At 43.4% G+C, this 19,815-nt stretch carries 16 protein-coding genes; 8 read left to right on the top strand and 8 right to left on the bottom strand.

Going from position 1 to position 19,815, the window contains the following annotated elements; all coding sequences use genetic code 11:
- Positions 1-88: 88 nt before the first annotated feature.
- From FKN93_RS14645 to budA, 3 genes are read right to left on the bottom strand one after another with little or no spacing between them, the layout of a single operon-like run.
- Positions 89-847, bottom strand: a complete 759-nt coding sequence (locus FKN93_RS14645; protein WP_170905413.1) for an SDR family oxidoreductase — start codon at positions 845-847, stop codon at positions 89-91.
- Positions 844-2,550 carry an acetolactate synthase AlsS gene (alsS, locus tag FKN93_RS14640; protein WP_170905412.1) on the bottom strand — a complete coding sequence of 569 codons (1,707 nt, stop codon included), beginning with the start codon at positions 2,548-2,550 and terminating at the stop codon, positions 844-846. Before alsS ends, FKN93_RS14645 begins: the two co-directional genes overlap by 4 nt.
- 32 nt (positions 2,551-2,582) lie before the next feature.
- Positions 2,583-3,368: an acetolactate decarboxylase gene (budA, locus tag FKN93_RS14635; protein ID WP_170905411.1), complete on the bottom strand. Its 786-nt coding sequence runs from the start codon at positions 3,366-3,368 to the stop codon at positions 2,583-2,585.
- Positions 3,369-3,476: 108 nt separating this feature from the next.
- Here budA and FKN93_RS14630 point away from each other — a divergent pair, with 108 nt between their 5' ends.
- From FKN93_RS14630 to cdd, 6 genes are all read left to right on the top strand, one after another.
- Positions 3,477-4,364: a LysR family transcriptional regulator gene (locus tag FKN93_RS14630; RefSeq protein ID WP_158138370.1), complete on the top strand. Its 888-nt coding sequence runs from the start codon at positions 3,477-3,479 to the stop codon at positions 4,362-4,364.
- A 55-nt stretch (positions 4,365-4,419) separates the two neighbouring features.
- Entirely contained in the window at positions 4,420-4,806 is a 387-nt protein-coding gene (locus FKN93_RS14625; RefSeq protein WP_170905410.1) for a DCC1-like thiol-disulfide oxidoreductase family protein, read from the top strand.
- A gap of 274 nt (positions 4,807-5,080) precedes the next feature.
- Positions 5,081-6,523 carry an exodeoxyribonuclease I gene (sbcB, locus tag FKN93_RS14620; protein ID WP_161426336.1) on the top strand — a complete coding sequence of 481 codons (1,443 nt, stop codon included), beginning with the start codon at positions 5,081-5,083 and terminating at the stop codon, positions 6,521-6,523.
- Positions 6,524-6,555: 32 nt separating this feature from the next.
- On the top strand, positions 6,556-6,942 hold the full coding sequence (locus tag FKN93_RS14615; protein WP_158143958.1) for a CidA/LrgA family protein: 387 nt from the start codon (positions 6,556-6,558) through the stop codon (positions 6,940-6,942).
- A complete protein-coding gene (locus tag FKN93_RS14610; RefSeq protein WP_154168373.1) occupies positions 6,942-7,619 on the top strand; it encodes a CidB/LrgB family autolysis modulator in 678 nt (225 codons plus the stop codon). Before FKN93_RS14615 ends, FKN93_RS14610 begins: the two co-directional genes overlap by 1 nt.
- A 163-nt stretch (positions 7,620-7,782) precedes the next feature.
- Positions 7,783-8,670, top strand: coding sequence for a cytidine deaminase (cdd, locus tag FKN93_RS14605; protein WP_170905409.1), 888 nt, complete (start codon positions 7,783-7,785; stop codon positions 8,668-8,670).
- Between the two features lie 33 nt (positions 8,671-8,703).
- Here the strand turns inward: cdd and FKN93_RS14600 are convergent, their stop codons facing one another.
- Positions 8,704-11,397 carry an EAL domain-containing protein gene (locus FKN93_RS14600; protein WP_170905408.1) on the bottom strand — a complete coding sequence of 898 codons (2,694 nt, stop codon included), beginning with the start codon at positions 11,395-11,397 and terminating at the stop codon, positions 8,704-8,706.
- A gap of 324 nt (positions 11,398-11,721) precedes the next feature.
- Between FKN93_RS14600 and purT the strand changes: the two genes are divergently transcribed.
- On the top strand, positions 11,722-12,897 hold the full coding sequence (purT, locus tag FKN93_RS14595) for a formate-dependent phosphoribosylglycinamide formyltransferase (protein ID WP_170905407.1): 1,176 nt from the start codon (positions 11,722-11,724) through the stop codon (positions 12,895-12,897).
- Between the two features lie 82 nt (positions 12,898-12,979).
- On the opposite strand, the gene FKN93_RS14590 is transcribed toward purT, so the two are convergent.
- Complete coding sequence (locus FKN93_RS14590) at positions 12,980-14,284, bottom strand: PAS domain-containing methyl-accepting chemotaxis protein (RefSeq protein WP_170905406.1); 1,305 nt, start codon at positions 14,282-14,284, stop codon at positions 12,980-12,982.
- 117 nt (positions 14,285-14,401) lie between these two features.
- Positions 14,402-15,049: a thiopurine S-methyltransferase gene (locus FKN93_RS14585; protein WP_170905405.1), complete on the bottom strand. Its 648-nt coding sequence runs from the start codon at positions 15,047-15,049 to the stop codon at positions 14,402-14,404.
- A gap of 326 nt (positions 15,050-15,375) precedes the next feature.
- Between FKN93_RS14585 and FKN93_RS14580 the strand changes: the two genes are divergently transcribed.
- Positions 15,376-16,152 carry a RelA/SpoT domain-containing protein gene (locus FKN93_RS14580; RefSeq protein ID WP_170905404.1) on the top strand — a complete coding sequence of 259 codons (777 nt, stop codon included), beginning with the start codon at positions 15,376-15,378 and terminating at the stop codon, positions 16,150-16,152.
- A 122-nt stretch (positions 16,153-16,274) separates the two neighbouring features.
- Here the strand turns inward: FKN93_RS14580 and FKN93_RS14575 are convergent, their stop codons facing one another.
- A complete protein-coding gene (locus tag FKN93_RS14575; RefSeq protein ID WP_170905403.1) occupies positions 16,275-18,692 on the bottom strand; it encodes a M9 family metallopeptidase in 2,418 nt (805 codons plus the stop codon).
- A 328-nt stretch (positions 18,693-19,020) separates the two neighbouring features.
- Positions 19,021-19,317 (bottom strand): integration host factor subunit alpha, encoded by a 297-nt coding sequence (ihfA, locus tag FKN93_RS14570; RefSeq protein WP_004395417.1) that lies wholly within the window; start codon positions 19,315-19,317, stop codon positions 19,021-19,023.
- Between the last annotated feature and the right edge of the window lie 498 nt (positions 19,318-19,815).

Here is a 19,815-nt window from a genome sequence, read left to right as displayed (position 1 = left end):
ATCACTGTGTTTTGATTTTTTCGAACCCAAAGCCAGTACGCTCTACACTCATACTGGCTTTGCTGTGTAAATCATCGTGAATCGCGGATTAGACGATTTTCGGTTGCCCATCTGAGGCCGTCGCGCCACCATCAACGGGCAAATTCACACCATTGATAAATGAAGCATCATCACTGGCTAAAAATGCGACTACCGCAGCTATCTCTTGTGGTTCAGCGGCACGCCCTAATGGGATGCGTTCATTAAATTTATCTCGCACTGAATCAGGCCAACCATTGGTCATATTGGTTTTCACTAAGCTTGGGCATACCGCATTGATGCGAACGCCAGCTAAACCATGGTCTAGCGCCATCGCACGCGTTAAATTGACGACGGCTCCTTTCGTTGCACAATAGAATGCTGCGCCCCAATCACCGCCTAAACCAGAAACCGATGCGGTGTTAACAATGCAGCCACGGGTTTTCAATAACTCTGGTAAGGCAAATTTCGCGCAGTAAACCACCCCATCGATATTGACTGCCGAAATTTTCTGCCAGTCTTCTACGCTGCATTCCAGTACCGTTCCGGGAATATGAATCCCCGCGTTGTTGACTAAAATATCCAGTTGACCAAAGCGCTCTACGCAAGTTTGCACCAAGGCCGCCACTTGCTGGGCATTTGATACATCCACTTTTTGCGCGGCAACACGAGACTTATCAAAATACTCTAAAGCATTCAGCAACTGCTCTTGATCCCAGTCGGCGAGCATCAGTTTAACGCCTTCATCATACAAACGCTGTGCAATCGCTAAACCAATGCCATTAGCGGCACCGGTGATGATCGCGACTTTATTCGTTAACCCTTTCATAGTAACACTCCTTCATTATTGATTTGAAAAACAGGATCTTGATGCTGCTCACTACGAGCCTGCATGAGTTTGTAGTTGTCTGAGTAGTCGACTGGAATCGCGACAACTGCTGGCCCTTCGACTTCCATGGCTTGGCGAAGAATAGGCATTAATTGATCCGCTTGGGTCACGGCAAATCCATGCGCACCAAACGATTGCGCGTAAGCTTGAAAATCAATTGGGCCAAATTTTACCCCTGAGCTGCGTTGATATTTTTGTTGCTCCTGCATTTCGACCATGTTGTAAGCACGATCAACCCAGATAATATGGACAATGTTGCATTTTAAGCGCACCGCGGTTTCTAATTCCATGCTCGACTGCATAAAGCCACCATCACCAGAAACCGAGACCACTTTATGCCCAGGTTTTAATAGGCTCGCAGCAATCGCCCAAGGTAGCGCAACGCCCATGGTTTGCTGACCATTCGAGACCAGCATCTGCCGAGCTCGAAAACAACTTAAATAGCGCGCAATCCAAATGTGAAAACTCCCCATATCAAGACATAATGTCGTATCGGGCGTGATGATCGCCTGCATGGTTTTAATCAAGCTCAAAGGATGAAAACCTGCGGCTTTCTGCTTAATCGGATAGCTTTTGATGATATGCCTTTGCTGCGTCACTTCTTCTAAAATCGATAATGCCGTAGGCGATAAACGGACAAACTCCGTCATTTGTGCACAAAGAGCTTGTAACGTTGCTCCAATATGACCAATCATTTCAATACAGGGTTGGTAGTGTTGTTGGTACTGTGCTGGTTCAATATCAATATGAATGATCGGGCAACGACGCGCATTCCATAGCTCTGGGTCGTATTCGATCGGGTTAAAACCGATGGTGATGATTAAATCCGCATCTTGCAGTAACACATCTCCCGGCTGATTATTGAATAGTCCGACTCGGCCAGCAAAATGGTGATAGTAGTTAATATCCACCGCACCTGCCGCTTGATAAGTGCCAACCACTGGTAACTGCGTTTTTTGTAAAAATTGACTGATCATAGAGGCGGTGACTTGATCGCTCGCATGTAAGCCAAGCAGCACCACGCAGCGCTGCGCTTTACTGATCCGATTGGCGGCCTCTTCAACCGCCGCCAGATCGGCATAACCGGTTGGGCGATAGCTAGGTGGGATGACTAAATCGGTCTCCGTTTGATCACTTAACACATCTTGCGGAACGCTGATAAAACATGCCCCTTGACGACCAGACTCGGCAATTCGAAACGCATTAGCCATGATTTCACTCGCCGCATCAACATGCTGGATCTCTGCGCTGTATTTGGTTACCGAGCGAAAAATGCTCACGGTATCCATACTCTGGTGAGTCTGTTTTTGCTGGTAAGTTCGTTTTACCGCACCACCAATAGCCAACATCGGATCGCCCTCGGCGTTAGCCGTTGCAACGCCAGTCACTAAATTTCCACATCCCGGTCCTGAGGTCGCCAAGGTGACTCCCGCTTTACCGGTTAAACGGCCCATGATACCAGCCATAAACGCGCCATTGGCTTCATGTCTCACCGGGATAAGCTCAATGCGGGTATCTTCAAGTGCATCAAATAATCGATCAATTTTGGCACCGGGTATACCGAACACATAACGAACGCCTAAAGTTTCTAGCTGCTGTGCGATTAACTGCGCGCCATTGCGCAAAGTATGATGAGAGGACATAACGTTTCCTTTTTGACTGACAAAGTATTGGATTATTTTTCAGCCGCTTCGATGGCGGAATAAAGATCTTTTGGCATCAGATCGGCATCAAGAAACTCGCTCGATATCGGTGTATCAATCACTAAGCGCGACACACGACCGATTTGTAAAAAACCCGATGAAACAACGTAATCCTGAACATGACCGCCCCCCGTTCTCGCTTGATCAATAAAGTGCTCATGGTAACCGGGGACATTAATCCCCGTGGTGTATCGCGGACTACGAAACCCTGCCATCACCCCCGATTGATGTTCAAAATGAAACGTTGGCTGCTGTTTGATCGCTTCGATCATCGGCCGATAAGGACGTTGCTGTTTAGGTACGGTGCGGGTTTGGACTAATGGAAAATCCCCTTCAAGCCGAATCGCGCAAAATACATTGTCACTAGGCACCAAACGATCGATGAGCTGATGCACTTCCTGACGAGTTAACGTGTCATTAATGGGCAATTCAATGTCTGGTTTAAAGAAAGTAAACACCGCAAAAGGCGTTTTTTGATCAAGTTGAGCAGGATGCGCGGAACCATTAGCGTGCAATTGAAATACTTGACTATCAAAAGCGATCAATTCGCCATCCAATTGATTAAATGTCCCTAAACCGAAGTCTCCGTGTTTAAGCAGTTCGGCAATGGTTGTCGAACCTTCATAGACACCAGCAATCAAGGCACTCATCAGGGAAGTCTGATAAATCTCCCCTTCTCCCGAACCTTGCTGATAATGAGCAAATTGTTGTGCAATTTGTTGAGGACAAGAACAGACCGCAGAGATAAAACGTTGCATCATTCAATCCTAATATGAACTAAAGCGTATATTTAGATTGACTTGTCATGCGCAACAAATCCAATATAAAAAAGATTTATTTTGATATGAAAAAAATATGGATGAACCATGGAATTTCGCTACATGAAGTATTTTGTCGCAGTCGCTAAAGCCAAGCATTTCACCCGCGCCGCTGAGCAGTTAGGCATCGCCCAGCCACCACTCAGTCAACAGATCAAAAAGTTAGAGGATGAGCTTGGGGTCACTCTGTTTAAGCGACTGCCTCGTGGTGTGGAGCTCACGACTGCCGGTGAAGTGTTTTATCATGACGCACAGCATATTTTAGAAGAAGTCGAACGCTGCCAACGTAAGTTAGAACAAATTGCGCGCGGTGAAAAACAGGAACTGCGTATCGGTTTTGCCTCCTCAACCGCCAGTAGCCGCAGCGTTTTAGAGAATATCCGCCAATTGCATGAACAGTGTCCAACTCTCCATTTAATTGCCGTTGAGCACTCAATGCCTGAGCTCGTTACGTTACTTAAACAACAACGTCTAGAACTGGCTTTTCTGCGCTTGCCTTGTTATGCCAGTGAGTCACTCAACCAACAGATCTTATTTGATGATCCTTTTGTGGCTGTCATGCCGATTAATCATCGATTGGCGGCTCATTCAACACTTTATTTGGCGCAGTTGCATAATGAGAATGTGCTGATGTTTCCTAGAGATACTGGACCCGCGTTATACGATCGTATTGAGGCAGCTTTACATCATGCCGGCGTACATATAGCTCAGCCTTACGCTGCACCACAACTGCGTACCGCGATTACCATGGCACAAGCCGGTTTTGGTATCGCCATTGTACCGTTATCTTTAACTGAGCATCTCGACCAATCCGTCGTTATACAACATCTCAACGACATGCCTTTTGTCAGCCAGGTCGCATTGGTATGGAATAGCCGGCATCATCACCCGTTAATTAATACCAGCATCCAATGTATGCGCAGCCCTAAACAGTGATCGACACCGTCACGAAGACGTATAATAAGCATGATAATGTTAACCGGACCCAACCATGACTAAATTAACTTTATTTTATGATGCCACTTGCCCATTGTGCGTTAAAGAAATGGATACTCTTAAGCGACTAGATAAAAAACAATCGCTTAAGATGATTGATATTTATAGTGAGGATATTGCCGCTTATCCACAGATTGATATTGAGCAAGCAGGCATTATTTTGCACGGATTAGACGAATCACAGCAACTGATTCTCGGCTTAGACGCGGTGCATCGTGCTTGGCAATTGGTCGGAAAAGGTTGGATTTATGCTCCACTACGTTGGCGATTGATTAAACCTTTGGCCGATAAAGCGTATTTGTATTTTGCCAAGCACCGTTATCGTTTCTCGTTTTGGTTAACTGGCACCGCTAAATGCACTAATAACCAATGTTCGCGTTAACTATTTTTCTTTAGCGCCTAGATTGACATCAATTGAAAGCCAGTTGCTTGTGCAAAGCGCGATCGCTCTTGCATTGTCAGTGGATATGATCAGATACTTAGCCTATCAATACTGCTCAATCATTTTCTAGTGACCGAATACTAATACTCCGCCGATCTCGCTAACCAGATCGTGCCATTGGTTACTGGCTGTGGTTGTATCGTAATGTCCAAACCGACGTCATCAATGAGAGCAGCAACTCTCTTTATCAATCGACGGAAAGATAAGGCCTACTTTGAAAAATTCCAGACCTCACAACGCAGATCATCAACCGACATTTTTCTTCCTAGATTATGAAACGTGGGGGACGAGCCCAGCCAAAGATCGTCCCAGCCAGTTTGCTGGTGTGCGTACCGATATGGACTTTAATATCATTGGCGAGCCGCTGGTCATCTATTGTCAACTGCCCAGCGACTATTTGCCCTCACCAGAAGCCGCTTTGATAACGGGTATTACGCCACAAAAAGCGATGGCAGAAGGGTTGCCAGAACCAGAATTTATTGCCCGCATTCATGCTGAACTGGCCACGCCGAATACCACCAGTTTAGGCTATAACAGCATTCGTTTTGATGATGAAGTAACTCGCTATACCTGTTATCGGAATTTTATTGACCCCTACGCTTGGAGTTGGCAACAAGGCAACTCACGCTGGGATTTACTTGATGTGATGCGTGCTTGCCATGCTTTGCGCCCAGAAGGTATTGAATGGCCTGAAAACCAAGAAGGCTTTACCAGTTTTAAACTGGAGCACCTTTCTAAAGCCAATGGTATAGAACACAGCAATGCTCACGATGCGATGGCTGATGTGATTGCCACCATTGAGCTCGCAAAAAAAATCAAAGCCGCACAGCCTAAGCTGTTTGATTATTTCTTATCGATGCGCCATAAGCGTAAGCTGATTGATTTGGTTGATATTGTTAACATGACGCCATTAATGCATGTCTCTGGCATGCTAGGACGTGAGCGCAGTTACACCAGTTGGGTTGTACCTATTGCTTGGCACCCCACCAATCAAAATGCCGTAATCGTGGTCGATTTGGCGAAAAATCCCGAGCCGTTATTTGAGTTAACCAGCGAGCAACTCTTACAGCGCCTCTATACTAAACATGATGACTTGGCAGAGGGTGAGCTACCTGCGCCAGTTAAGTTGATTCATTTGAATAAGTGCCCCATTTTAGCCCCAGCGAAAACCCTTACCGCTGAAAATGCCGCCACCATAGGTATTAACCGCGAGCAGTGCTTGGCTCATCTTTCGCAAATTCGTCAACAACCAACATTGCGTGAAAAGTTAGTGGATGTGTTTAGTGCTGAACGTGATTTTTCAGCCAGCAGTGATGTCGATAGCCAACTCTATGATGGGTTCTTTTCTCCTTCCGATCGCGCGGCAATGGACATTATTCGCTCTGCGGCGCCGGAGTCGCTCGCTGATTTAGATATTCAATTCAGTGATCAACGCATTGCGCCCCTGCTGTTTCGTTATCGAGCTCGTCATTATCCTTGGACACTCAATGAAACAGAACAGCGCCGCTGGGCAAGCCATTGTCAAGATTACTTTGCTACTCAGTTACCAAGTTATATGCTCAACTTAGAAAATTTGGTCGAGCAACATCAACACGATGCTAAAAAAATCGCCATACTGAAAGCGGTGTATCATTATGTTGAAGCGCTGGCTTCTTAAACGGCTTATAAAAAGAAGGCTTTATTAACGCTATGATACCTAACTTAGCCAAATTATTGAAAACGACCGCGCAGTACGTAGTCTCAATGGGACTGATTTTCCTCTGTCTTTGGGCTGGAGTTAGCCTACAACATTGGTTAGGAATTACGATTCCAGGCAGTATTTTTGGCTTGTTGATTTTATTTGCTTTACTGGCTGGCGGTCTCGTTCCCGTCGACTGGGTTCGGCCCAGCGCGCATCTTTTTATCCGTTATATGATTTTGCTGTTCGTACCGATCAGCGTCGGTTTGATGGTCCATTTTGATAGGTTATCCGCTAATCTTTGGCCGATTCTCGCCAGTGCGATTGGCGGTACCGCTTTGGTTTTAGTTTCTCTTGGCTATGTGCTTGATCGCTTTCTCAAAAGAGGCAAAAAATAATGTGGTTACTGGTTACGCTGATGGTGTTTTTTTTCGCTCGTTGGGTAGCACAAAAATACCGTTCACCTTTGGTCAACCCATTGTTGATCTGCATCGCTATCTTAATTCCGTTACTGATCGTTTTAGAGGTTCCTTACCAAGTCTATTACGCCGATAACCATTGGATCAGTGATTTACTCCAGCCAGCCGTCGTGGCGCTGGCCTACCCTCTTTACGAACAGCTGCCACAAATCCGTTCGAATTGGCGGATTATTCTATTAGCCTGTGGGGTGGGAAGTATTATGTCCATGCTCACGGCCAGTATTATTGCCTTATCAATGCAAGCGGATGTCGCGTTAGTCGCTGCCTTGATGGGCAAATCCGTCACCACACCGATTGCCATGGAAGTGAGCAGTAATTTGGGTGGAGAGCCCGCTATCGCCGCCATTCTTGTCCTGTTGGTGGGGTTATTTGGCGCGATTATGGCCTACCCGATTTATAACCTGCTTAATATTACCCACCCGATTGCCAGAGGCTTAACCACAGGGACTGTTGCTCATGCTCTGGGTACTGCAACCTGTGCTGAAAAAGATCCTCGAGACGCGGCGTTCAGCTCGTTGGCTCTTGTGCTCTGTGGTGTAATCACCTCCATTTTAGCTCCCGGCTTGTTTGCTTTTAGTCTATGGCTTTTTTATTAAACTCGCCTTGTTGAGGTTTTGGGGAATTCGATGGGTATTATGTGTGACCTCACTCTAATTATGAAAAATGAAATCAATTTACATTTAAAAAAGTGATAACAATCACAGATTGGCCGCGATAATTATCTAAAATGGAGCTCAATTGACCAATTAAGGATGAATTATGCATAGCCGAATTGAACAGGCATTATCACCAATGCCAGCCGCGCTTACCGAGTATCTAACGCCCATCGTCACGGCTGATCATTTTGATGCCACCCTTTCTGCTGATCAATTCAATCAATTACTCGCCTTATCGGGATTAAGTGACGCCGATCTCAGAGTCGCTTTATTGCCACTCGCTGCCGCTTATGCGTACGTACCTATTTCAAATTTTCATGTGGGGGCGATTGCTCGAGGAGTAAGTGGACGACTCTATTTTGGCGCTAACATGGAATTTTCTGGAGCACAGCTAGGACAAACGATTCATGCAGAGCAAGCCGCGATCAGCCATGCGTGGATGAAGGGTGAACAAGGTCTAGCCAGTATGACCGTTAACTATAGTCCTTGTGGTCACTGCCGACAGTTTATGAATGAACTGAACACAGCTCCCTCTTTAACCATTCAACTGCCACAACGTGAAGAAAAGTCCTTACAGTATTATTTACCTGAATCTTTTGGTCCAAGTGATTTGGGAATTCAATCTGCATTAATGACCCCGATTGATCATGGTTACCGTAGTGATGAGCAAGATGCATTAATTCAAACCGCCATCGGCGCACTCAACCGTAGCCATGCCCCTTATACTAATAATCTCAGTGGCGTAGCTTTGCGCAGTACTTCTGGTGCTGAATACAGCGGCGCTTATGCCGAGAATGCCGCTTTTAATCCAAGCTTACCACCGTTACAAGTCGCGTTAATCCAATTGCGTATGGCTGGGGAAGAATTCACCGACTTAGCGGGCGCTGCGTTAGTCGAGATGGCACAAGGTCAAATCAGCCATTTAGCCGATACACAAGCCACGTTAGAAACGATTAATCCAGACCTTCCATTGTCTTATCTTGCGTTGTAACCATGACGTTCCAACCCTACATCGCTCGTCGGTTTAGGGTTGGAGTAGTGTCAAAAAATGCTCCTTTGCCTGCTCCGAAGTCATCGGTTTATAAAAATAGTATCCTTGGATTTCATCAATATCCCACACCAGCAATTGCCTAAGCTGATCGACACTTTCAACACCTTCAGCAACCGTCGTCATACCCAGCTCTTGAGCCATATAGATAATATTTTTAATCAGTATTTGCGCTTTTTGATTATCTTCCAGACGATCAATATAAGATTTGTCCAATTTAACAATGTCTAATGGGAAATTACACAACGAACTAAAAGAAGAATAACCGGTACCAAAATCATCGAGGGCAAGTTGCACTCCTAGAGCTTTAATGGTTTGCATCCGTTGAATGATATCTTCTTCTGCACCCAATAAAATACTTTCTGTTAATTCAAGCACCAGTTGCCTAGGATGCAGTTGGTAATGATGAATCAGACGTTTTAATGTATCAACTAAGCTATTATGATGAAAATGTGGACTGGAAATATTGACATGAATACTCAAATGATGACTTTCATGGTGAGGTAAACTCTGAATAAATTGGCAAGCTTTATCAAGGATTTGCTCTCCGAGCTCAACAATTAATTTTCTCTGCTCAGCCACAGGAATAAAAACTTCAGGGAAAAGCAAACCAAGCTGTGGATGCTGCCAACGAGCAAGCGCTTCAAAACCTACTAATTCACCCGATGAGGCTTTTACAATCGGCTGATAATAGGCCATAAATTGGCCTTCTTTTAGCGCAGAGATAATATCTCGATGTATCACTAATAATGTCTCTGCGCGTTGAGTATCTTCTGCACTGACCATAGTGACAAATACACTGGAGCGATGGTGAGTCGCCGCATAATCAGCACCACGAGATAAACGCTCAAAATCCTTCACTCCAATAGACGAAGAGACTAAAGTCGCTTTTAAGCCAAGATCGCACTCAATATCTTCTAGCACAATTTTCTGGCGATAAATCGTTAAAATGCGATTGCCCTTTTGTATTAACTCATCTTGGGAATCCGTACTCAATACCATAAAGGCATGCTCACTCACCCGTCCTATCGAGAGATCAGGAAATGTATGTTTTAAAGTCGTCGCAAGATGCTGCACAGCCCTATCATAATAATCATGACCATATACCGCCTCTATCTCTTTTAATCGTGCTGCGTATAAGTAAAGAATACTAACCGGAGGGTGATTAAGTAATAATTGATTCGCATTGTCCACCAACGTAGGACGATTTAATAAACCTGAAACGGGATCATAATGGGTTAAGGTTTGGATTAATGCCGCTTGCTGCTTTTGCTCACTGATATCCTTCACCGATAACATAATAGACGTTTGATCACGATCATTGAGTAACGCCGCTTCCACCGAACAGATGATCTCAGTACCATTACTGCGCTTCATGGCTGTTTCAAAGTGATGCTGCCCTTGACTGAGTAAACGATAAAATTGATCGGAGCCACATTGAGTATTGTGGCATCCACAGATACTGCCTATCGGTTGCCCAATCAGTTGCTCACGTTGAAACCCTAACAACATTAACAAGGTAGGGCTGACATCCACGATGATCTTATCAGTTAATAGGATCATCCCAACCGTATGTCCATGGTATAATGCGTCAAATTTTTGTAGTGTTTCTTGCAGTTTTTCTTGAGTTTGTGTTGAAGACTCTGCAAGTGCACTCACCCATTGAGTAATACGATCAAACTCATCAGTGTGTTTGTTCTTTATCGGAGCATCGACCGAGCTTAATAAGCTTTGCATCCCCTTCTCAAAATAACTAAATCGTTTACTGACGGTTATCCAAAAAATACCGTACATTCCTAGAGCAATAGCACTTGTAACCACCGTCATCACTACGATCAAACGAAAGAAAACTATTTTCGCTTGTTGAAAATACATTCTGGGTTCTATGGTTTTTAAGACACCAATCGGCTCATTTACAGCGCTTTTAAGTAGAGAATAATGCGTTAAAAACTGTTCTGTTCGCTCAATGACCAATGAAGGTTCCGAAACACTCACCTCTGTCCACCATGTTAGTGCTTCAGAATCGGTAATCAGTTGATTGTCAGCCATTAAAATCGCTTGATAACGTTCAGGAAAACGTGCGGTCAAATCTTGAGCCCAAAGCATCCAACCGACCATGTCACTTTGACCACTATTATCTCTTACTGATGTGAGGCTTATAACCCATAGTTGCTGATCAACACGAATAAGACCGGAAAAACTTTGTTTATCACTATCTCTTCGTCTTTCCATCAAATGTAAATATTCTGTCACACTGTCCGAATTCAGCATTTGATCGGTAATGTGGCTAACCTCTGAGTCTGAAAAGCGTCCATAGGCTAACGAAAGCGTTCCCATCGGCTTAAGAAACACCATAATATCAACACCTAAAATATCTAGGCTTTCCTGTGTTAAATTACGTTCGACGTAAACCGTATCCTTATCAATCAAAAACAAATAAGTTTCATCCCAATGAGCCCAATCATAAGAGGCCTCTTCTTGACTCTTAATAATTGATTCAATTACCGATGAGGCCTGAGTGCTCGCTCGTCTAACCTCCATATTTTCTAACTCATATAAGCTATATAAGAAAAAATACCGAGTCAGCAATAAACTACTGAGTACTACGCCAACTAAACCTAGAGCAAAAAGTAAAGCTGTCTTTATTTCTAAATTAACCTTACGGATCATCGTCGTCTCTTCATTAACATCGCTCTTAGATATCCGATTTTAGTTGCTAAAACCGACACGTAACGTGATATTGCTCCACGATAAGTTAAGTATCCGACTAAAACCATCCATTTCACTTATTTCAATACCAACAGTATGGACTATCTCTGAACATTTTTCCGTTATGAGGCCTATGCCGTTGAGGTTTTAACGATCGATAATCGAGTGTTACCTTATGCCGCAAACGTTTTCTTTTTCATGCTGTTCCAGTATCATTGCCGCTGTTTTTATCTCTCAAGCGAAAGTCAATGTCATCTGGGCATTGAGTATGAATAAGGATTCTTTATGTTGGGAACGGCTACTCTCAATAGTGCAACACGGGTGCTATTACTTGGTTCAGGCGAACTCGGTAAGGAAGTCGCTATTGAATGTCAACGTCTTGGTTTAGAAGTCATTGCTTGTGATCGCTATGCGAATGCCCCTGCAATGCAAGTCGCACATCGCTACCATGTATTCGATATGCTTGATCCTCAAGCGCTGCAGCAAGTCATCGAGCAAGAGCAACCTCACTATATCGTGCCTGAAGTGGAAGCCATCGCCACGGATAAGCTGCTCGAATTAGAAACACAAGGTTTCACGGTTATCCCAACCGCTAAAGCGACTCAATTGACGATGAATCGAGAAGGCATTCGCCGTCTCGCGGCTGAGCAGCTATCGCTACCAACCTCCAATTATCAATTTGCTGATAGCTATGAGCAATTCGTGCTCGCTGTCGAGCAAATTGGCTTACCTTGTGTCTGTAAACCGATCATGAGCTCTTCTGGTAAAGGTCAAAGTGTTTTAAAAAGCCCAGAAGATATTGAACAAGCATGGCACTATGCTCAACAAGGCGGACGTTCAGGTGCAGGTCGAGTAATCGTCGAAGGTTTTGTTGATTTTGATTATGAAATCACCTTATTAACGATTCGCGCTATCGATGGTGTCCATTTTTGCGCCCCTATCGGTCACCGACAAGAAGAGGGTGATTATCGTGAGTCTTGGCAGCCACAAGCAATGTCCGAAAATGCCTTAAAAGCCGCTGAATATGTTGCCGAGGAAATTGTTAATGCGCTTGGTGGCTATGGATTATTTGGTGTTGAATTGTTCGTCAAAGGCGACCAAGTCATTTTCAATGAGGTCTCCCCTCGACCACACGATACTGGTATGGTGACGATGATTTCGCAAGATTTATCGGAATTTGCACTGCACGTGCGGGCTTTTATCGGTTTACCCGTCGGAGCGATAACTCAATATGGGCCTTCAGCTTCAGCCGCTATTCTTGGTCAAGGTATCTCAAACAACATCCAATTTTCAGGATTGGATGATGCGCTGAGTGTACCAACCGCTCAGGTTCGTCTATTTGCGAAACCTGAGATTAATGGGCGTCGTCGTTTAGGTGTCGCTTTAACACGTGGTAAAACGACGACCGAAGCCACAGATCGAGCCATAGAATGCGCTAAAGCGATTAGTATTGAGTACTAATCGTATTACTGTCACTCAACAATAAATCGTGTCGATAACAAAAACAGCGTTCTCATTATGATCAGTAATGAGAACGGCAACACTATTTGATTTTTTCTATCGTCTCCGCAACGTACACCGCACCCTTACGTATTTCTTCAATCAATGTTTTGGTAATACTTAACTGGTTATTACACTCTGTCACCTTGGAACGCACACTGTCTAAACTCGCTTCTGAGGTTGTCGTTAATTCGGTATTTCTTTTTACAATGGCACTGATTTCATCGGTCGCTTTAGAGGTGTTGGCTGCAAGTGAGCGGACTTCATCGGCAACGACCGCAAATCCACGGCCATACTCGCCAGCCCTCGCCGCTTCAATCGCCGCATTCAACGCCAATAAGTTGGTTTGATCAGCGATACTAGAAATGGTGGTCACAATTTGCACAATCTGTTTAGATTGCCCAGCTAACTGCCCCATTAGCTCATTGGCTTTATTGACCGTAGCTTCAATATCTTGTGCACTAGCAGCCGCATCGGCCACCATTTTTGAACCATCATGAGTTAGAGAAACCGTTTCTTGAGAACGCTGCTCGGCAATCAGAGTCGCCTCTTCTATCCGTTTTGACCTTTGTATTCTATCGGTTATATCACTAGCAAATTTAGTAACTCGAACGATCTTACCTTGATCATCAAAAATCGGATTGTAGGTCGCTTCTATCCAAATTTCCTCACCATACTTAGTCAAGCGTTTAAATAATCCTGATTGAAACTTGCCTTTCGCTAATTCGCTCCAGAATTTAGGGTGTTCTTGATGAAATGATTCATCGCAAAAAATACGATGATGTTTACCGACAATCTCATTCAATTGATAACCAAGTGCCGTTAAGAAATTTTTATTGGCTTCAATAATTGTCCCATCCGGTGTGAAAGAGATCACCGCCATCGATTTATCCACAGCATTAAAAACGGCCGCCTGCGAATCTAATTTTTGTTTCGCTTTAGTCACATCACTGGCAATTTTAATCACCTTATAGACTTTACCTTGCTGATTTTTAATCGGTATATAGGTCGCTTCGATCCAAATTTCTTGCCCGCTTTTGGTTAAACGACTGAACGTTCCCGATTGAGATTGCCCTTGAGCAAGCTGCTGCCAAAAAGTTGAGTAAGCAGGTGAATCACTCAGTTTTTTAGCACAGAACATTCGATGATGATGCCCTTTAATCTCTTCTAAACCATACCCTGTGACTTGTAAGAAAAGCTTATTCGCAGATAACACTTCACCTCGGGGGGTAAACTCGATGTAAGCGGTATGATTACCGATTGCCCCAAGAATATCGCCCGCAGCGATTAACTGGTCACGCTCTTGAGTAACTTGTTTTAATTGTTTGGACTGCTGATTAAAAAACATAAAACGATCCTTATTATCTACGGCTAAGGCTGAGGCTGAGGCTGAGGCTCAAAATAGAGCCTAATTAACAAATCCTTGATTACAGTTTATATCATTATGCCGAAAAGCCTTGGCTCTTTATGTTTTTATTAACCAGACCTCTTCAGCAAAATAACTGACTCCTTTTTTGACGCTTTCCGGATTCTGTGCATCCACTTCATCACGAGCTAAACGTTGGATATCAAAGCCATTAAATAACTGACGAATTTCTTGTTCATTAACACTAAATGGTGGGCCACTGCGCTCTTCTTGAGGGTAATCCAAACTGATCAGCAATATTCTACCTCCCGGCTTCAGTAAGCTTTTTAAGCGCTCAGCATAGTGTACTCGCATCTCTTCTGGGAGAGCGATTAAGGCCGCGCGATCATAAATAATATCAACCGGAGTCAATGGCGCGGTAAAAATATCCCCAGTATAAAGAGTCAGTTCATCAAATTGATAACTCTCATGCTGTGCAGACAGTTGAGTCACTAATGGCGTATAAAAATGTTCAGCAAAAAAGGCTCTTACTGCTATTGGGCTAAGCTCAACACCTTGAACCTCATCATGTCTAGCGGCTAGCCAGACTAAGTCTTCACTTTTTCCACACAAAGGAACAAAAACGTTATCACTACGTTGGGGTAACGTCGCTGACCAATATTCCATGAGTAATGGATTAACGTCATCAAGATGGAAACCAAGCTGATTCGCCGCCCATTTGTTATGCCAAAATTCTGGATCTCTCATTTTTCTCAACCATTGTATTATTCAAAGACGACTAGCTTACTGATACGCTAAAGTACGCAAAAGGCTGTATTATGCTGTTGTCATCAATAGGGCTCAACATCAAATGTGAAGGATATACATTTCTTTACATTCGAATGCGGAACTGTGGACCCAATCAAGAGTCTCAACACTGTGACCAAAGCCATATTATTGAAATAGAGAAGATACTTTAGGTTGAATTCGTTTCAGTCACCCCAACTTAAACCTTAGTGGCTTCTGTTTGTTGTTGGATTAGCGTTCTTTTAAGTCCTTCTTTTGACCTAAACAACGCAAGCTAAGGAGAATGAATGAGTCTATTGCTAAGAACGACGGCCCTCATGCTATTCATGTTAAGCCGAGCCCCTGCCTTCGCCGCAACCATTCCGGTCAATGTATCGTCTCAAACGCCCCAAGGAGAATATCAAAATGAAATCAATGCCCAACGCTTTAAGCATAGTTTAAGTGGTTTATACGGTATCCAAAGCACGCATCACTCGGTCATCCAACCATACAGTAACTTTGATGAACTTTATCAAAAAGCGAGTGACGCTCAACTAGAGCTAGAAGCCTTATGTACTGGTACTGCAATGCTCACATCGGCTCAAGCCCTATTTTCTGGAACTAAATCTCGTTCAAGAGCGCTCGAAAAAATCGCATTAGAACTCAATGGCCAACCAGAACGAATTACTGATTTAGCACGCGCGACCATCATTGCTGACGATGTACCAAGTTTAGTCGAAGCTTATGAGGTGTTAGGACGCGAAGCGAGGATCGTGAAAGTAAAAAATCGCTTTAAAACACCAGCAGCCTCTGGCTACCGTGATTTAAATCTCTTAGTCGAATTACCAAAAAGTAAAATTATTGCCGAAGTTCAATTGCACTTAAAAGCCATCGCGGAAGTCAAAAGTGGCCCAGAGCATGCTTTATACGAACAAATACAGCATATCGAACGTAACGCCAGCCAAGAGCAAAGACAACTGACCGATTGGGAAGTAGCCAAAATCCATCAAATTCGCCATCAATCTCTCAACTTATATCAACAGGCTTGGCAGCCGTACATTACGACAAATATCCAAGCGGCTTAATTATCTCGATCACAATAAAGAACGCAGAGTCTAGATGGCTCTGCGTTCTTTTGTTGATGTTTTGTCTATGAACTCGTTAGTTTTTGAGCAAACTAAACTGAGTTCAATGATTTTTATCGTGATTAATCGAAATAAGCCACTAAGTCAACATTCTCACCTCGTGCTTGCGCATCCAAAGTGAAGTAGATATAACCGGCTTTTTCTATTGGCATCGATAGATATTCATGACTGTCTGATCGCACAGAGTTCCATTGATAGTCATCTCTACTTGGCCATGTGACTTGGCTTGCAAAGAGATCAACATTATTCGTGGTGGATTGTGTTGGCGTCATCCATATTTGGACACGTTGAACACCTTCAGGGACGTAAATCGCTGCATAACGACGCTGATTCACCATTAAGTTCTGTTTGACCTCAGCCTCAAGGCGTATCGGGTTCAAATCGTCAACTTCATGGCTTGGGGTGCTAGTTTGGTCATATTGGATCTGTGCCAATAGCTTGACATCAGAAAATGCCGCTCTCCCAGTGACACTAATATAATAACGACCAGCTTGTACATAACCATCCGCTTGAGGCTTAAAACTTAATCTCTCATTACTACCAAGGGCAACATTACTGAATTGATAATCATAATAATGAGCGACTTTTTCATAACTCATATATAAGTCCGCATCACCTTGCCCATCAATCGTAACCTCAAAGCTTAACGTGCGCTCAGGAACATCAATATAATAGAGTTGCTCAGAAAGATAATTACCGTGCAATATTATCGCTTGATTAGCCTCTAACTCTATCGGTTGTGCCTCTTGTGGCTGCTCAGGTGTTGGATCAATCGAGGGTTGCTCATCAATATTTAAGGTATCCAACCAGCGCGAAAAGTCCTCATCATATTGAGTACCTAATTGTTTCACCACTTCTGCCCACTGTGCATATTGACCTTGTCTTGCCAACGCCAGCAAGCGATCCACCTCTTGAGGATGCACTTCTAACATATAGCGCACTGCGAGATAACCCCAACGATAAATACGATTAGTATCGTGAGAATAGGTGGTCGCCATAACATCAGAAAGGCTCATTTTCCCCTGTTGAATCGTGCGAATAGCAGCATCGTAACCTTGTTTATAATGCATGTATTCCGCAAAACCTTCTAACCACCAGACAATATGTCCATGAGCAAGGTTTTCGCCAAAACCGCCATATAAGTTAAATCGTCCATCCAAATAGTGGACATATTCATGTTCAAGGTTAAGAATTGATAGCGCATCTTCACCGTTAGCATAGCGATAAGCGATAAATCGTGCTCGATTATTCGGCTCGGCTGGATTGCCCTCTAGATACTGACCACCATTATCCGTCGTGTTATTAAACAAAAATGCGGAATAATCGACGTAACTTTGGTTATTCGCAAACACCACAACTTCTACTTTGTCATTCAAATCGTCGGCTACCGGTAGACCACCGCTGTTGATAACCTGATGGAAATCTTGCTCTTTCGCGTTGAGAACCGAACAGACTTCACGCTCTTGTTGTATGGTCAAATCTTGCGAACGAACAATCGCTGGGCCATCACATTGGTGCCAATTAGGTAATATACGCGCTGCTAGGTTATCTTTTTGCGCTTCTATATTTATATCGGCAATCGCTTCTGGGGCGAAGTGCTGGAGCATCTCTACCGCTGCCAACCATAGCGTTTCATGTTCACTACCTAACGGGTAACGTTGTAACGTATCCAGCATCACTTGTTTCGCTTGTTGGCGAGTAACTAACTGAGAGGAAGCCAGTAACCGTCCTGTTTCTCGAATCGCATTAAAAACTAAAAATTTTGCGTCGGTGGTTAATGCCCACTGATTGTTTTGCGCAAACCGCTCCAAAGTATCAATATGTTGTGGATTGTGAGCTAAATATTGATAAAACTCATCTCGTCCGATATGACCGGCCATAGCTCTAAATAAATTATTTAAGCCATCAACCCATTGAGTATTTTGCGCAGTATCGGGGGTAAAGTGCTCTAATAACGCCATCATACTGTCCATCGTCAATGGCAGTTGTTTAATGCTATCCGCCATCAAACTCATGTTTTTAAAGGCACTAACTTGTTCTCGGCCTTGATTAACCACATGAGGAGAGCGCAGAAACTGATTGATTGTTTGTGCAATTCGCTCGTTTAATGCTTGAGAAAATGGCTGATGTTCACCTTGGGCATAAAAACGCACATAATAAGCAGCACGAATAAATTCACTTAAATTATTAATGATCTTCGCTTGATCCGCCTGCCCTTGATACTGACCAACGTGAGTCATTAAGTCACGCTGAATGGCTGCAATACTCTGCTCGCTGTATAAATCGTTGAGGCTATCTACTCCAGCGCTATACCATGAACTATAGCAAGTGTGGTCTGCATGTTTAATACTGGCTAACCGATCATCGGCCTGAGCTAATTCAGAAAAATAACAATGGTTATCAGCTAAACTGGCCGAAGAAAAAGCCAATAAACAGGCTAGCATTAATGGATGTTGACGACGTAAAGAAAAAGGAACCATATAACTCACTCCAAAGCGTAAGTGAGCTTTCCTAACGACTTGGATAAAAACCTAATTAGGTACGCCATTCATAGAAGGCCATTCTATAGCCTATTAAGACGGTACAGACATTAGTAGCATCCAGTTGCTTAGGTAAGCTTAAACTTAGGCGCTTTATTATTGATTGAACAGAGGCGTGGTTATACGGATAACGGCGGGGATATGAAACTGGGTTTATTTGAAAACAAGAGACTGCTTCCAAAACAGAAGTTAAGAAAGGCTTTTCTATCAACAGGTTAAGTAAAAACACCGAGGCCATACTTAACGTATGGCCTGATGCGATGTATTGCTATTTTACCACTTGAATATTTTCGACACGGGCTTTTAACTTCTGTCCTGGACGAAATGTAACGACACGCCGAGCTGAAATCGGAATATCTTCTCCAGTTTTAGGGTTTCGACCTGGCCTTTCACTTTTATCTCGCAGATCGAAATTACCGAAACCAGACAGTTTTACTTGTTCGCCATTCTCAAGTGCTTTACGAATTTCTTCAAAAAATACTTCCACCGTGTCCTTGGCATCCCGTTTACTAAACCCTAGTTTTTCGAACAGGTTTTCAGCCAAATCGGCTTTTGTGAGCGCCATAAACTTTCCTCAAAGCTAGGTTAAACTTTGCTGCATTAAGCAGCATAAAAATCATTTTTGTTCAGCCAATCAAAGACATATCGGCTCTGTTGAAAAGTGTATGCCAAGCTTATGATTTTCGCCAACTTTTTTATTATGAAGGATATCGACTGGGAAGCCTTTAGAATGGTACATTTTGCATACAGTCGTGGAATTAAAAACTTAATTGATTAAAAATAAAAAATTTAAATCTAAATTTATACATAAAATAAGACTATTAAAGACTATAACACTAAAAACACAAACCTTATCTTTATTGATCTCGATCTGAAATTTTTGTAAATAATCTTAAAAATCATACTGTTGTTTTTATAATTCTAAAAATTAGACCTAAAAAAATATCCTCCGGCATAGCCGGAGGTTTTTCATATGCGCCTATAAGGCTTTCTTACAAGCAGCGCCCTAACAGGCGCATCACGATCTGACATTTGCATATGACGATTACTTACGGCCCGTAAA

The sequence above is a fragment of the Vibrio sp. A8-1 genome (assembly GCF_013048685.1).
GTDB lineage: Bacteria > Pseudomonadota > Gammaproteobacteria > Enterobacterales > Vibrionaceae > Vibrio > Vibrio metschnikovii.
This window is presented reverse-complemented; position numbering and strand designations above follow the sequence as displayed.